Origin of the sequence: Candidatus Enterococcus leclercqii, from assembly GCF_009933135.1 — a bacterium.
Lineage (GTDB): Bacteria > Bacillota > Bacilli > Lactobacillales > Enterococcaceae > Enterococcus_C > Enterococcus_C leclercqii.
The window spans coordinates 19,594-34,449 of record NZ_MAEH01000020.1 but is presented as its reverse complement, the minus strand read 5'-3'; the positions used below and the strand labels follow the sequence as shown (position 1 = coordinate 34,449).

Genomic DNA, 14,856 nt, shown 5'->3' with positions numbered 1-14,856 from the left:
AGACTCTTTTTGAAGTCTAAAAAAAATGAATTGAAGGTGATGAAATGAAAGCAAGCATTGAATGGATCAAAGCCCATGCTAAAATATTCAAAACAATCTTTCTAGTAGCAGTGGTTGTTATCGTATTTGGAGAATTGATTTCTATTGGTAAAACAGTCAATATTAACCAACTAAAAAACTCCTTTGCCGATATTCCAGTTTATAAAATTATTTTGATGGGAGTTATTGGTATTCTCTCCATATTGCCAATGACTGGCTATGATTTTACTTTGAACCAGATGCTAGATCTCAAACATAAAAAAAGTTATATTCTCGAAACTAGTTGGTTAGTGAACACCATCAATAATATTGCCGGTTTTGGCGGTTTGGTGAGCATTGGCTTACGTTCAGAGTTTTACACAAAAGAAAAAAATAGCAAGGAAGTACTAGGTGCACTGTCGAAGATTCTCTTGTTTCTTGAGTCAGGTCTTTCTATTTTCAGCTTGATTAGTTTCTTCATGGTAATTTCCGGGACCACTGAGTCCTTCTTACGACAATACTGGGTTTGGTTGATCGGCGGCGGTCTATATTTCCCAGCAGTCTATCTATTCACTGCATTAAAGAAAAAAGGTCTTTTGGGCGGACTACAGACAAAATTTCGCCTCCAATTAGCCCTGTCTTCCTTCCTTGAATGGGGCGGTGTTTTAGCGACATTCCTAGTTATCGGCTGGTTTATGGATGTTCATGTGTCCATGTGGAATGTGGTACCTCTTTTTATCGCTTCTTCGGTGATGGGGATTGTCTCCATGATTCCTGGTGCGCTGGGGTCTTTTGATGTCATGATGATCTTGGGCATGTCCAATTTGGGGATTCCACGAGAAACCGTCATCGTTTGGTTGTTGCTGTTCCGCCTCTTTTATTACTTAATTCCCTTCGCTCTTGGAATGGTGCTGTTTTTTAAAAACATCTGGACTCGCTTGGATTCACGCTACGACAGCATTCCAAAAGAGCTAACCTTAGAAATTTTCCATAAAATTGAAGTTTTTATGTTGTATTTCAGCGGCATCATGTTGGTGCTTTTAGCGACGATTCCACAAGCTTTTTCGGAACTCAAATGGCTACAACACTTGAATTTCTTCCGCTATCATGCAATTGTTCAGTTCCCTAATATTATTCTAGGATTTTCTCTTCTAATCATGGGCCGTGGAATCGCTGCCCGGGTCAAACGGGCCTACTTTCCGACGATTGCCTTGTTAAGTATTGCGATTGTTTACAGTTGGTTGATTGACTTTAGTCCAGCAGCTGTAGTTTTATTGAGCTTAATGCTAATAATGATTGTCGTTTCTCGTAGTGAATTGTTTCGGGAGCAGCTTGTTTATTCGTGGGAATGGTTAACCATCGATGCCATTATTATCGGTACGCTGTCTTTGCTATATATCGCGATTGGTGTTTATAATTTGCCTTCTTTTCCTCATCATCGCAACGGCCGGACAATCTCATTTTTCCTGTTTCCTTCTGAGAAACTTTGGTTTTCCGGATTTGTCGCCATCATCATCGTCTCTTTGTTCATCTTGCTCTTTGTTCGTTATCTGCAAGGCTCGAAAAAACAGATGGGCATTTTTTTAGATGAGCAAAAGGTCTTAGCAATTCTTGATAAATTTGGCGGTAACATTGATAGTCAACTGGTCTTTTTAAAAGATAAATCCGTCTATATCTATAATGACGGCAAGGAGGATACCGTCTTCTTCCAATTTGCTACTTACAACAATAAGTGTATCGTTATGGGGGATCCTTCCGGTAAAAAAGAAGACTTTGAAAATGCCTATTATCAGTTCATCCATGAAGCGGATCAATGGTGTTATCAACCGGTCTTTTATGAAACCAATGAAGACAGCGTTATGACGCTTCACGAACTTGGGTATGATTTCATCAAGATGGGTGAAGAAGCCTTGGTGGATTTGGATACCTTCACCACCTCGGGCAAAAAAATGAAAGGAACGCGAGCCGTACTGAACAAAATCGCCAAAGAAGGGTATACCTTTGAAGTGTTGGAGACGCCTTTCTCTGAGACTGACATGCAGGCTTTCCGGCAGATTTCTGATTCTTGGTTGGGAGATCGTAAAGAAAAAGGCTTTTCTCTGGGCTTCTTTTCTGAAAGTTATCTTCAAAGAGGTCCCATGGCAGTGGTAAAAAATACAGATGGCGAGATCGTGTCTTTTGCCAATATCATGCCGACTTACACCAAGGAAATTGGAACCATTGATTTGATGCGCCACCATAGCGACAAGGCCCCTTCTGGCAGCATGGATTTTCTGTTTGTAAATCTTTTCGAATACATGAAAAATCAAGGCATCCGTTACTTTGATTTAGGGATGGCGCCACTGTCGAATGTCGGCAATTCCCGTAAAAGCTTTATTCAGGAACGAATGGCTTACTTGATCTATGAATTTGGTTCTCGCTTTTATTCTTTCCAAGGTTTGCGAGATTACAAAGAAAAATATGCCAGTGAATGGATTTCCCGGTATACTCTTTATTCACGGGACAGTTGGATTGCCTATGTCATGATTGCCATTTTGCTGATTGATAATCGAACCATCGAAAAAGACGGCACCGTGGCCCGCAACCGTAAAAAACGCTGGCTAAAGTTTTAATGATTGTTGAACTATTCAAAAAAGCTGTGAAACTCCCTTATGCATCAGGGTTTCACAGCTTTTTTATAATTACTTTTTAAAAATACACAGGCTATTTTGCAACATTGCCGGCGATATTCAATACATCCCAAGTTCGGGCAAATGGTGGTGCGTACATCAGATCCAACATCCCCAGATCAGCCGTCGTCATCTTAGCCGCAATCGCTGCCGCTAAAACATCGATCCGCAGTGCTGCTCCTTTTTCCCCACCGATTTGGCCGCCTAAAAGCCGGCGAGTCTCCTTTTCGTATACCAGTTTGACTCGAATATCCTTTTGACCAGGATAATAATCCGTCTGATTTTTATCGTCGATTACTATCGCTTTGTAATTTAATCCTAAATTTTTAGCATCGGCTTCTGTCAAACCAGTCCGAGCCAGTTCCAAATCAGTAAACTTGACACCAGACGTTCCCAGCGTGCCTGGATAATTAACTTCTCCACCGGCGATGCTTTCACCGGCGATACGACCCAATTTATTAGCACCAGTAGCCAGTGGGAAATATTTGTCCTCACCTGTGACCTGATGTTTAACCGTCGCGTTATCCCCTGCTGCCCAGACATCTGAAACATTAGTACGGCCTTGTTCATCAACAATCAAAGCACCATTTTTCAGCTTGGCAAATTCCGCCCCCAGAAAATCGTTGGCCGGCCGAACACCGATAGCGACCAAAACCAAGTCAGTTTCATAACGTCCTTTATTGGTTACGACTGCATCAATATGGGTCTTGCCTTCAAATCCGGTAACTGCTTCTCCTACCCGCACATCGACAGCCGCTTTGGCCATCTTGTTTTCCAGCAGTTCAGTAAACTCTTCATCAAAAGAGTCCTTCATCAGGCGATTGTCCAATTGAATGATTCGCACCGATTTTCCTTGATGCAGCAATGCTTCTGTGAATTCAATTCCAATAAAGCCGCCACCGACTACGGTCACATTCTTGACAGCTGGATCTTCCAGCGCCGCTTTTACTTTGATACCGTCAGCCATTGTCTTCAAGGTAAACAGATTATCGAAATCCACCCGATCAACCGGCGGCATAATCACCCGAGACCCGCTAGCGATCATCAGTTTGTCATAACTGTCAGAAAACTCCTCACCTGTCTCCAAGTTTTTCACAGTCACTTTTTTGGCAACGGTGTCCACTGCTGTTACTTCATGATGGAGTTGGATAGTGATTCCCTGCTTTTCAAAGGCTTCTTTGCTGCGGGCAATCATTTTATTTTGATCGGCAAAGAAATCACCAACAAAATAAGGCAGTCCGCAAGCTCCAAAACTAACCAATTCTCCTTTTTCATAAATGACAACTTCCGGAGCCTCAGCCATTTTTTGGACTTTGACGGCTGCACTAGTTCCAGCCGCCGTTCCGCCGATAATTATCGTTTTCATATACGCACCTGCTTTTTTATAATTGCATTCATTTCTATTTTAACCTTCAAGAAACCTTAGCTAGCTTTCCGATTTCCAGAGAAAGAACCAGAAAAACAGACCACAATCTATTCAACGACTGTGGTCTGTTTGTTTCAGACAAATCAAGATTCGATATCAGTTACCATACCTGATCCGACAGTACGTCCGCCTTCACGGATGGAGAAGGTCGTCCCTTGTTCAACAGCGATTGGATGAATCAATTCCACTTCAATCGTTACATTGTCACCAGGCATAACCATTTCAACACCTTCAGGCAATGTAATGGAGCCGGTCACGTCAGTTGTGTGGAAGTAAAATTGTGGACGATAGTTATTGAAGAACGGTGTATGACGGCCGCCTTCTTCTTTCGTCAAGATATAAACTTCCCCTTTGAACTTGGTATGAGGAGTGATGGAACCTGGTTTTGCCAAAACTTGACCACGTTCAATTTCCTCACGGCCGACACCGCGTAGCAGAACGCCGACATTATCTCCGGCTTCACCATAATCCAATGTCTTACGGAACATTTCCAATCCAGTAACAACAGCTTTTTGAGTTTCTGGTTTAATTCCGACAATCTCAACTTCTTCGCTGACTTTAATTGTCCCACGTTCGATACGACCGGAGGCAACAGTCCCACGACCAGTAATAGTGAAGACATCTTCCACTGGCATCAAGAAAGGTTTATCCGTATCACGAACCGGTGTTGGAATGTATTCGTCAACCGTATCCATTAATTCTTCGATAACCTTTTCTTGTTCAGGGTCACCTTCCAAGGCTTTCAAAGCGGATCCTTTGATGACTGGAATATCGTCACCAGGGAAATTATATTCGTTCAGCAATTCGCGAACTTCCATTTCCACCAGATCCAACAATTCGTCGTCATCTACCAAATCAACTTTGTTCAAGAAGACGATAATGTCTTTAACACCTACTTGCCGTGCTAACAAAATATGTTCACGAGTCTGTGGCATTGGCCCATCAGTGGCGGATACTACCAAAATGGCACCATCCATTTGCGCAGCACCTGTAATCATATTCTTTACGTAGTCCGCGTGTCCTGGTGCGTCAATATGAGCATAGTGGCGTTTTTCAGTTTCATATTCAACGTGGGCTGTATTGATTGTGATCCCACGTTCACGTTCTTCGGGAGCGGCATCGATTGCTGCATAGTCTTGTGCGTTTGCCAAACCTTTTTTCGCGAGGACTGTAGTAATGGCAGCTGTCAAAGTGGTTTTACCGTGGTCGACGTGCCCGATCGTTCCGATATTAACGTGTGGTTTGCTTCTGTCGTAATGTTCTTTTGCCATGATTAATCCCTCCAATAAATGTGTGCTTCAACGGTTGGCTTCCGCCTGGCACGACTCGGGTCAAGTGTTCTTGGCTCTCAACAAATCAATTATAGCCTTGTCCCGACACCTTGTAAAAAATTTTCACTCGAAGCACTTACTTTTTGTTAGTTTTTCGAATCTGTCTTTATTATAGGTCAAAAATGATCAAAGTCAAAAGATTTGCTTTAGCTTTCAAAACGCTTTTTATTTAAGTGAAAAAAGTGCCCCTTCAGTCAGCTATACCTTTGGTGATTAGAGCTTCCAACAGCAAGCTGCTGCTTAAATACTGTATAATAGCAGCAAGATTGAATTAATGAGGTGATAATTTTGAAAAAATGGTTTGCAGGTTTATTAGTGTTGGCTGTCTTTTGTGCTGGCAGTTTTTACACCTATCAATATTTTTACGGCGGCAGTAGTTTTTATACAGTGATTCGTGACGAGGGTACAAAATCCGGTAGTGGTGAGGATACTGTCTACGTCTACAAACAAGCTGCCTACGATGACCAAGGCGACCGAGTCTCAGTAGAAATGCGGGAGTATCGCAAACAACCTCTGCGACAGGGGGCTTATTTGAAGCTGTTGGTCAATCCGCAAAAAGGAGTACTTAGTTGGGAAGAAATTTCTGCCGATCAGGTGCCGAAAAAAGCCCTAGATCAATTAGAATAGGCATTTCCAAAGATTTAGCAAGCCCAACAACCGGCAACTGACCGGATACCGTCAGTCAAAACTATAATCTAAAAAAGCCCAGCTGTATCTTGACAGTCCTCTGTGGTTTCGGCAATCACTTTTTTCGAACACGCCACAGGTATGACAAAGGTCCAATTGGGCTTTTTTAATAACTCATATTTCACGTCGCACACTTGCTCACAGAGATCTTTTCACAAACGATTAACGACATCTTCTACGTTTTTGATGGTCACTGAGATAGTCCCATCAGGATTGTTGACAAACTCAATCAAATTCGGATCACGGTAAACATCCAAAGGAACAATCAGTTCAATACCATTGGAAAGCTTCAATTTCTGTTTTCCATACTTCTTTTCTGTCAATTCTTTGACTTCTCGCAGCAGCGGCGCGCGATCCACGAATCCTTTTTCTGCAACTTCTTCTTTAAAAGCCAATTTGGCCGTGATGTTGTCTTTGAAAACTTTTTCAGCTACCTCTTCAACAGCCAGTTCCCCATTTTCTTCAATGGAATCATAGACTGCCTCTTTGACATCAGCAATCAGATCATGCTTTGGCGCATCGAATTTTTTGCCAATTTTTTCGGCAACTCGTTTGATTACTTTGACATTGTCCTCCAAAGAAAGTTGTGGCTGGCTTTCGATGACTTCAGTAGAAAAATACAGCCGCTTTTCACCAGAAAAGGTGTATTTTTTTTCGACCAACTCATAGGCCATTGTCGTCAAATCAACTGTCAAACCTTCATCAGCCTTTTGGGTCTTATTAGCCAAGATTGCCCGATTAATGATCAGCTGATTTTTCAAACCGGCGTCCTCGCTGTCCACGTAGTGAGTATAGCCTTCGTTGTAGTTTACTTTCAAAAAAGCCACATGCAGCGCCGTATCCAGTTCATACAACACCACAAACACATCACATCCCGGTGCATCTTCACTTTGATTGTAGTTTTCATACCAAAGCTGCGTCAAATCTGCCGACGCTGTCACAAAATCTTGAGGCAGCCGTTTGATCATCTCAGTAAATGGCGCTGCTTCTGCCAATATGCCGGTTTTGGTTTGAGGTGTTGACAGCTTTTGAATCTTTTTTGTCAAATATTCTCGAATATATGCTGTCGTCAAATCCAGCGGTACTTGAGAAAATACCGGTGCACCGGACTCGCGATCTAGCAAATGTAGAATCGCTTGTTTCAAATAAATATCCATTTTGTCTCGTTCCTTCTTTTATAACCTGCAGGCAGGATTTTTTTCATGCCCGTTTAGTTTACACAAAATGATAGCTAAAAAACAAGTCAATGGCGACTGACTAAATCAAAGAGGGTTTCAGCCAAATTATCTGCTCCTGATGTCGGCGCCTGATTTGCTAGCAGGATTACCAATGTTTCGTTTGTCTCATCGCCATAGACAGCTGTATCAAAACCGCCTAGAGAGCCGTGAATCATTTTTCGCCCAGCTTCGTGCCAGAGCCCGCCACTGTAACTTTCTGAATCGACAGCTGCCATTTGGTGATACTCCGCCTTTGATAAAAGTCGCCCGTCGATTAACCCTTGTTGAACAGTCCATAAATCAGCTGCAGTCATATACAAATTGCCCGCCCCCAACAGACTTGAAAACAAACGCCGGCTGTTGTCAAAATCATCATCGCGATAATCCAGTCCCCACTCATGACGATAAGCTTGGGGGATGACTACACTCTCGGGAAGTTGATCCCAAGACCACGTATGTTTCAAATGAAGAGGCGCAATAATGCGTTGTTGCAGGTTTTCTTCATAACTTTTCCCAGTCAGTTTAATGATGATTCCCGCCAAAAGTGTATAATTGGCATTCGTATAGGAAAACTCCTGCTCATTGCCACTGGACAATTCATCAAGGGTATACTCCAACTGCTCGTCTTCAGTAGTCAATACAGACGGAGGCGCGGTCTCTGCCATTTGAATACCCGAGTTGTGATCTAGAAGTTGACGCACTGTAATCTGATTGCTGTCACTTATTTCAGGATAAAATTCTGCTAATGAAGTGTCATAGGTTATGAGTTTTTCTGACACCAGCTGCTGAATCATGACAGCGGTCATAAATTTTTGCAATGAAGCCACTGGATAGGCAACTTCCTCGTCATTTAATTGTTTTTCTTTAAGATTGGCAAAACCAAAAGATTCCTGAAAAATCGGCTGGCCATCATGTATGATCAATGCGGTCCCTTTGAAGGATTGTTGCCGCAATTCGTTTTCAATTTCTGTCTTCATCAAAGGAGAATCTTCATTTTCCTGCAGCAAGGTAGCCGCAAAAACCGGCTGTGGCGAATCTGAGAAGACCGCATCTTTGCCTACTGCTGCGCCCCAAAGAACTGACCCCAGCAAAAGCACGCTTAAAAAAAGACTGCTGATTATTTTTTTCATGTTATTTCCTCTCCATTCGTCTTTCGCTATTCTAATCTCTTTCAGCACTTTTTTCAGCGATTTAATCAATTTGTCATCTAATTGTTGAAAATGCAAAATTCAGGATTTTTCGGCAAGATTGCGCTACACTTGGTTTGTTATAAATATTACCCAGAATCAGTGAAGCTGCTTCTTCAAAAACGCTTAAACTCTTCTAAAAAATGTGGAGGGGATCAGCCCTTATTTTTTGCTTGAGACTTGAGCGAGTCTTGAGGATAGTCGGTTTAATAAAAAGGAGGAACTAACGCTATGCAATCGTTGACATCAACCTATACTTTGGCAAATGGAATCAAGATCCCGGTAGTCGGCTTTGGAACTTGGCAGACACCTGATGGGGAAGTCGCCGTTTCTTCAGTCAAATCTGCACTGGCAAATGGCTACCGTCACATTGACACTGCACAGGCCTATAAAAATGAAGAAGGTGTCGGCCGCGCACTCAAGGAAAGTGGTATTCCCAGAGAAGAGATTTTTCTGACTACCAAATTGTGGAATAAAAATCATAGTTACGATTTAGCAATGTCTTCTTTTGCCGAATCACTGGAGAAATTACAAACAGACTACGTGGACTTATTTTTAATCCACTGGCCGAATCCTGTCGATTTCAGAGATCACTGGCAAAATGCCAATGCCGAATCGTGGCGGGCAATGGAGGACCTGTACGAGGCGGGTAAAATCAAAGCCATTGGTATTTCTAATTTCCGACCTCACCACATAGAAGAACTGAAAAAAACAGCGAAAATTATGCCTATGGTCAACCAGATCTTTTTGGCACCCGGTGAAAAACAAGAAGAGGTTGTTTCCTATTGTGAAGACAACGATATTTTATTGGAAGCTTACAGCCCTCTTGGAACTGGCAAAATTTTCGAAGTTCCTGAAATGAAGGCACTGGCGGAAAAACACAACCGTTCCATCGCACAAATTGCTTTACGTTGGTCCTTGCAACACGGCTTTTTACCTCTACCAAAATCTGTTACTCCAAGCCGAATTAAAGAAAACGCGCAACTCTTTGATTTTGAATTGAGCAAAACAGACATGGCACAAATTGACGCGCTGGATGGTGTGGTTGGTAAAGCTGGCGACCCCGATCAAACGACCTTTTAAGGTGCCTGCAATGAATATCTCTGTTCGTTTAAACGCATTGCCGGAAAACGTCAAACAAACTTTTCATAAAGATTTTGTTTTTTTAATCTTTCCTGACAAAATCCAACATTTTCCAGCCCGCAATTGGACCAAAGAGCAAATTTTGGAAAAGCTCCATGAGTATCTGGGGACTACCATTGATTATCAACAATGGCAGGGCCATTTAATCGCAAGTTCGCCTGATAAAAAAATGGCTATTCTTCTCCCCAATCGTCACATGCTATGAGTTGTTGAAAGAATCCTTGACGAAGTTTTCTTTACAGAAAACTTTCCGCCAAGGATTCTTTTTTTACATAGGGCTTTTCAAAAAACGATTTATTCTTTATAATCAGATGGGATTTTACTCGTTTTCGCGGTTTGAATAACGGTGGTCAGATTGCAGCAAGTTAGTGAAGTAATCGAACAGACTTTCTTCCTCACCTTTGCCTCAGTCCCTCACGGCAAAAGACATTCTGACTCTCAGGTAGGGTCAGTTTCTCGGATACCGTTGTTTTATTCAAACCGCCCTCAACACAAATTAAAAAGGAGCCTTAAAATGAAGAAAAAGCAAAAAGAAAAGCTGATGAAAGCTTTCCGTCCCTCTTTTGAAAATGCCCGTCAACAATTGTTTCAACATCTGGAAAACAAAGCCGATGAATTATACGATTTGGCAATCTCGGTGAAACTCAATCCTAAAAAGCAGGATGAACTGCTAATTGAGAATCAAGGTCCCACGACTCGGGACAAACAGCTGACAGTCCCTATCGATCAAAGCTTCACCACAATTATCAAACGGATTCAAGAGCGGGAAAAAGGGCTGTTGGACCAATTTGCTACGAATCTGACACACGAAATCGCGAACTATTGGTATGTTCCAGCAGTGAAAGCTCCAGAAACAGAATCAGCTGTTGCGACAACCAAAACTGTCGCTGAAGCCAAAACTACCAATGAGGCTGCTAAAACAACCGCAACACCTGCAGTTGAAAAAGCAGATGAACAAACAGCTGTTGCAGCAAGTACAGAAACGGCGGCCACAGATTCTATGTCCCTTGCCGCTTTCACCGCAGCTATCCAGCAATTTCCTAAATTCTTTGTGGATCAAGATACCGAAGCAATTTTAGTAAAAGAAAAAACACCGAAGGAAGATCGGCTGTTGGCAACTATTTCCCGCCATACTGTTGGCGAATTTGTAATCGAAAAAGCATTGGATCGCAAATACAAATTGAAGACTGAAGTCATTCCAGTCATCGAAACCTTGGCAAACACCCCTCTTGCTGAACGCTGAGGACAAGTTGTCGTTTTCTGAACTAATCTGAACTAAACCCAAAAGAGCGTCCCCCTAAGCCGGCTATCGGCCTTAGGGGGACGCTCTTTTGACGCTTTTATTCTCAATTATTTCGCAGTGTTGCCAATAAACGCTTAGCAGCTGCTTCATTCATAACCGGTTCTCTTTTTAACAGGCGGCTGACTGCCTGCACTTCCTCTTCTTTGGCTCCGACTGACAGCGCCAACGAACGCGCTTGCAGTGCCATGTGACCTTTTTGAATGCCTTCTGAAACCAACGCCCGCAATGCTGCCAAGTTCTGGACGAGACCACCGGCAACAATCACTGAAGCCAGTTCTGCCGCTGTCGTCACAGCCATTAGTTGCAGGGCGGCTTGCGCCTTTGGCAGAACCCGAGTACCGCCACCAACAATTCCCACGGACAGTGGCAGCGTCAACTCCCCTACCAGTTGGTCTTCTTCCACCCGCCATTGACTCAGACCACGATACTGTCCGTCTTTTACTGCAAAAGCATGACAGGCGGCTGCTTGTGCCCGAGTATCATTTCCAGTGGCAAGCAAGATTCCCTCGATGCCGTTCATGATACCTTTATTATGGGTGGCTGCTCGATAAGGGTCCAGTTGCGCCAGACGTGAGGCGGCTGCAATACGCTTCGCGGTTTCCAAGCCATCCTCATTACGGCTAAGTTTTGCTACCGGTATACGGCAAACCGCGGTTACTAACGCTTCTGTCGTCAAATTGGACAAGATACTCAGCAAGACATTTTCTTCCGGTAAGGCTTCTCGCAAAAAAGTGGCACAAGCTTCCAAGATAGTATTGATAATATTAGCACCCATCGCATCTTTGGTGTCTGCTAAAAAATCAACGGAAACAAAGTCATCACCAATTTTACGTACCTGAATCTCTCGTAAACCGCCGCCTCTGGCATAGATGGAAGGGTAAGCATTTTCAGCAAGAGCAAAGAGCTGCTTTTTAGCAGCAGCGACAAAAGCCGCAACTTTGTCCTGATCTGCAACTTGACTGAAGACAATTTGCCCTCGTGCCAAACGTTCAGGGGCAAATGTTGTGATTTCCCCGGCCATCTTACTGCCATTGCTCATGGCGGCAATCACAGAAGGCTCTTCAGTGGCTACCGGAACAGTATATTTTTTACCGTTAACGATTAAATCCGGGACTACTCCCATGGGAATCTCAACTTCACTGATGCGATTTTCAATCAAATGATCTGCAATATCTGCTGCCAATGTCGTCTTTTCCAGTTCTTCTTTCAGCTGGGTATCAAGGATTCCTCGAGTTTCCAAATCTGCCAAGCGTTCTGCCGTCGTCAGCTCATAGAAGCGCTGGCGTTTTTTTTTTTGATTCGACGTTTTTTTTGGCACTGCTTCCAAAAGGACAGCCAATCCCAGTCCGCCACCAATACAAAGGGAAGCAACACCGTAACGTTTGTGTTGAGTTTGCAATTGATGCCCCAACGTCGTCAAAATTCTGGCCCCGGTCGCACCAATTGCATGCCCCAGTGAGATTCCGCCACCATAGATATTGATTTTTTCGGCAGGGATTTCCAGTTCTCGCTCCACCACAATAGAAGAAGCAGCAAACGCTTCATTGATTTCAAACAAATCGATGTCAGCAAGGGTTAGATCAGCCTTTTCCAACAGCTTACGGATGGCAGTAATCGGTGCAATCCCCATTACTGCGGGGTCGATGCCAATCTCTGAGACCTCTTTAATGACTGCCAAATAAGGCAGCCCCTTTTGATCCGCATAATCCTTGGAGGCCACTAGCAACGCAGCCGCCCCGTCATTGATTGTCGAAGCATTCCCGGCCGTTACGGTGCCCTCTTTTTTGAAAGCAGTTTTAAGGGTGGCCAGTTTTTCTACTGTGGAACCTGGGCGGATTCCTTCGTCTGCCGTCATTGTTCCTTCAGCTAAGGAAATGGGCACGATCTCCGCCTCAAAAAGACCCGCGGCACGGGCTGCTGCCGCTTTATTTTGTGAGTGAACAGCAAAAGCATCTTGTTCTTTACGACTGATGTGGTACTTTTCTGCAACATTTTCTGCAGTCAACCCCATGTGTTTTTCACTTTGGGCATCCGTCAGGCCATCGATGATCATGCTGGAGATGGGGGTGTCATATTCTCCACTTGCCGCATCAAATACTTGCAGCTGAGGTGCCCTGGTCATACTTTCAATACCACCAGCCAGTACCACCTCTGTTTCTCCTAGCAAAATCGCTTGACGAGCCAACAAGACTGCCTTCATCCCCGATCCGCAGACCTCATTGATTGTTGCTGCCGGAACGCTGTAATCTAATCCAGCCGCTAACGAAATCTGTCGAGCAGGATTTTGTCCGTTGCCCGCCTGTAAAACATTGCCAAAGTATACTTGGTGAATATCCTCTTTTACCTGTGGATATTTGTTTAATAAAGCTTGCGTCACCTTGGTTCCTAATTGAACAGCCGTAAAATCTTTCAATTGCCCTTTGTATTTGCCAATGGGTGTTCGCAATCCGTCTAAAATGACAACTTCTTTCATGAAGTCACCTCCACCTTGCAATATAACATTTCTATCCATAAAAACAAATAACATTTCTTCCGTGGCTGTCTAGCTCTCAAAAAGTTTTAACAAACTTTAAATAATCACTTTTTGCTTTCGCAAGCGCAGGATTTTGTGCTAATTTAATAGAGGAATTAACCCTACATTTGAAAAAAATATAGCAAAACACAAAGACACTTTTCGCTCTGTCTTTGTGACCATCCAGGAGGCCCGAAATGACTGCAGGGATCGATAAAATAAACTTTTTTGTACCGCCGTACTACTTGGATATGAAAGATCTGGCCCACGCTCGCAATGTGAATCCAGACAAGTTCACCATTGGAATCGGACAAGATCAAATGGCGATCTCTCCGGTTTCTTATGACATCATCACGATGGCTGCCAATGCTGCACTGCCACTTCTCACCGAAGAAGACAAGCAAGCCATTGACTTGGTGATTGTGGGAACCGAATCCAGCATTGATGAGTCAAAAGCTGCTGCCGTGATTCTTCATGGCTTGCTGGGTATCCAACCTTTTGCTCGCGCCATCGAATTGAAAGAAGCTTGCTATAGCGCAACTGCCGGCCTACAATTTGCCAAAGAGTATGTCTTGCGCCATCCAAACCGCAAAGCTTTAGTAATCGCCGCTGATATCGCCCGTTACGGCTTGAACTCTGGAGGCGAACCGACACAAGGCGCCGGCGCTGTGGCAATGGTCATCAGTTCAGAGCCCCGAATTTTAGCCCTTTCAGACGAAAGTGTCGCTTTGACTCAGGATATTTATGACTTTTGGCGTCCTACCGGTACCGAATATCCAGTAGTAGACGGCCCGTTATCAAATGCTACGTATATCGAATCCTTCCAACGAGTTTGGCAGGAATTTGGTCGGCGCTATCAGAAAAGTTTGGCAGACTTTGCGGCCCTGAGTTTCCACATTCCTTATACTAAAATGGGCAAAAAAGCTTTGTTGGCAGGCTTGGCTTCTGAAAGTGAGGAAGAACAAGCACGGATTCTCACACAGTACGAAGAAAGTATCCGTTACAGCCGCCGCGTCGGCAATCTGTACACCGGTTCGTTGTACTTGGGACTGATTTCGCTTCTTGAAAATAGTCAGCAGCTTCAAGCTGGTGACCAAGTGGGCCTATTCAGCTATGGTTCAGGAGCTGTCGCCGAGTTCTTCACCGGAACTTTGCAAGAAGGCTTTACTGATCATCTGAGAAAAAACCAGCACGAAGCACTCCTAGATGCACGAATTCGTTTATCAGTTGCCGAATACGAAGCAATGTTCAGCACCGAACTGACAAATGCCAATCTGGCAGCTGATCCAGATACGACACCTTTTCGTCTGGCCGCAATTCATCAGCAAATCAGAGAATATCGCGCCTAAATCTGTGAGACTTG

General features: G+C 43.7%; 11 protein-coding genes. 6 read left to right on the top strand and 5 right to left on the bottom strand.

What is annotated here, in order from left to right; translation table 11 throughout:
* Positions 1 to 44 precede the first annotated feature (44 nt).
* A complete protein-coding gene (mprF, locus tag BAU14_RS12640; RefSeq protein WP_161900468.1) occupies positions 45 to 2,630 on the top strand; it encodes a bifunctional lysylphosphatidylglycerol flippase/synthetase MprF in 2,586 nt (861 codons plus the stop codon).
* Positions 2,631 to 2,721: 91 nt separating this feature from the next.
* On the opposite strand, the gene BAU14_RS12635 is transcribed toward mprF, so the two are convergent.
* The gene (locus BAU14_RS12635) at positions 2,722 to 4,053 is read right to left on the bottom strand and encodes a CoA-disulfide reductase (RefSeq protein WP_161900467.1); all 1,332 of its coding nucleotides are present in this window, start codon (positions 4,051 to 4,053) and stop codon (positions 2,722 to 2,724) included.
* A gap of 143 nt (positions 4,054 to 4,196) precedes the next feature.
* On the bottom strand, positions 4,197 to 5,384 hold the full coding sequence (tuf, locus tag BAU14_RS12630; RefSeq protein ID WP_161900466.1) for an elongation factor Tu: 1,188 nt from the start codon (positions 5,382 to 5,384) through the stop codon (positions 4,197 to 4,199).
* A 348-nt stretch (positions 5,385 to 5,732) separates the two neighbouring features.
* On the opposite strand from tuf, the gene BAU14_RS12625 reads away from it, so the two are divergent.
* Positions 5,733 to 6,071 carry a YxeA family protein gene (locus BAU14_RS12625; RefSeq protein WP_161900465.1) on the top strand — a complete coding sequence of 113 codons (339 nt, stop codon included), beginning with the start codon at positions 5,733 to 5,735 and terminating at the stop codon, positions 6,069 to 6,071.
* 212 nt (positions 6,072 to 6,283) lie between these two features.
* Here the strand turns inward: BAU14_RS12625 and BAU14_RS12620 are convergent, their stop codons facing one another.
* Both BAU14_RS12620 and BAU14_RS12615 read right to left on the bottom strand, forming a co-directional pair.
* Complete coding sequence (locus BAU14_RS12620; RefSeq protein WP_161900464.1) at positions 6,284 to 7,288, bottom strand: nucleoid-associated protein; 1,005 nt, start codon at positions 7,286 to 7,288, stop codon at positions 6,284 to 6,286.
* An 86-nt stretch (positions 7,289 to 7,374) separates the two neighbouring features.
* Positions 7,375 to 8,478 carry a serine hydrolase domain-containing protein gene (locus BAU14_RS12615; protein WP_161900463.1) on the bottom strand — a complete coding sequence of 368 codons (1,104 nt, stop codon included), beginning with the start codon at positions 8,476 to 8,478 and terminating at the stop codon, positions 7,375 to 7,377.
* Positions 8,479 to 8,766: 288 nt separating this feature from the next.
* On the opposite strand from BAU14_RS12615, the gene BAU14_RS12610 reads away from it, so the two are divergent.
* The 3 genes from BAU14_RS12610 to BAU14_RS12600 all read left to right on the top strand — a co-directional run bounded on the left by BAU14_RS12610 (position 8,767) and on the right by BAU14_RS12600 (position 10,921).
* Positions 8,767 to 9,618 (top strand): aldo/keto reductase, encoded by an 852-nt coding sequence (locus BAU14_RS12610; RefSeq protein ID WP_161900462.1) that lies wholly within the window; start codon positions 8,767 to 8,769, stop codon positions 9,616 to 9,618.
* A 10-nt stretch (positions 9,619 to 9,628) separates the two neighbouring features.
* Positions 9,629 to 9,883: a hypothetical protein gene (locus tag BAU14_RS12605; RefSeq protein WP_161900461.1), complete on the top strand. Its 255-nt coding sequence runs from the start codon at positions 9,629 to 9,631 to the stop codon at positions 9,881 to 9,883.
* Between the two features lie 309 nt (positions 9,884 to 10,192).
* The gene (locus BAU14_RS12600) at positions 10,193 to 10,921 is read left to right on the top strand and encodes a hypothetical protein (RefSeq protein ID WP_161900460.1); all 729 of its coding nucleotides are present in this window, start codon (positions 10,193 to 10,195) and stop codon (positions 10,919 to 10,921) included.
* Between the two features lie 103 nt (positions 10,922 to 11,024).
* Here the strand turns inward: BAU14_RS12600 and BAU14_RS12595 are convergent, their stop codons facing one another.
* The gene (locus BAU14_RS12595) at positions 11,025 to 13,454 is read right to left on the bottom strand and encodes a hydroxymethylglutaryl-CoA reductase, degradative (RefSeq protein WP_161900459.1); all 2,430 of its coding nucleotides are present in this window, start codon (positions 13,452 to 13,454) and stop codon (positions 11,025 to 11,027) included.
* A gap of 236 nt (positions 13,455 to 13,690) precedes the next feature.
* Here BAU14_RS12595 and BAU14_RS12590 point away from each other — a divergent pair, with 236 nt between their 5' ends.
* The gene (locus tag BAU14_RS12590; RefSeq protein WP_161900458.1) at positions 13,691 to 14,842 is read left to right on the top strand and encodes a hydroxymethylglutaryl-CoA synthase; all 1,152 of its coding nucleotides are present in this window, start codon (positions 13,691 to 13,693) and stop codon (positions 14,840 to 14,842) included.
* Positions 14,843 to 14,856 lie beyond the last annotated feature (14 nt).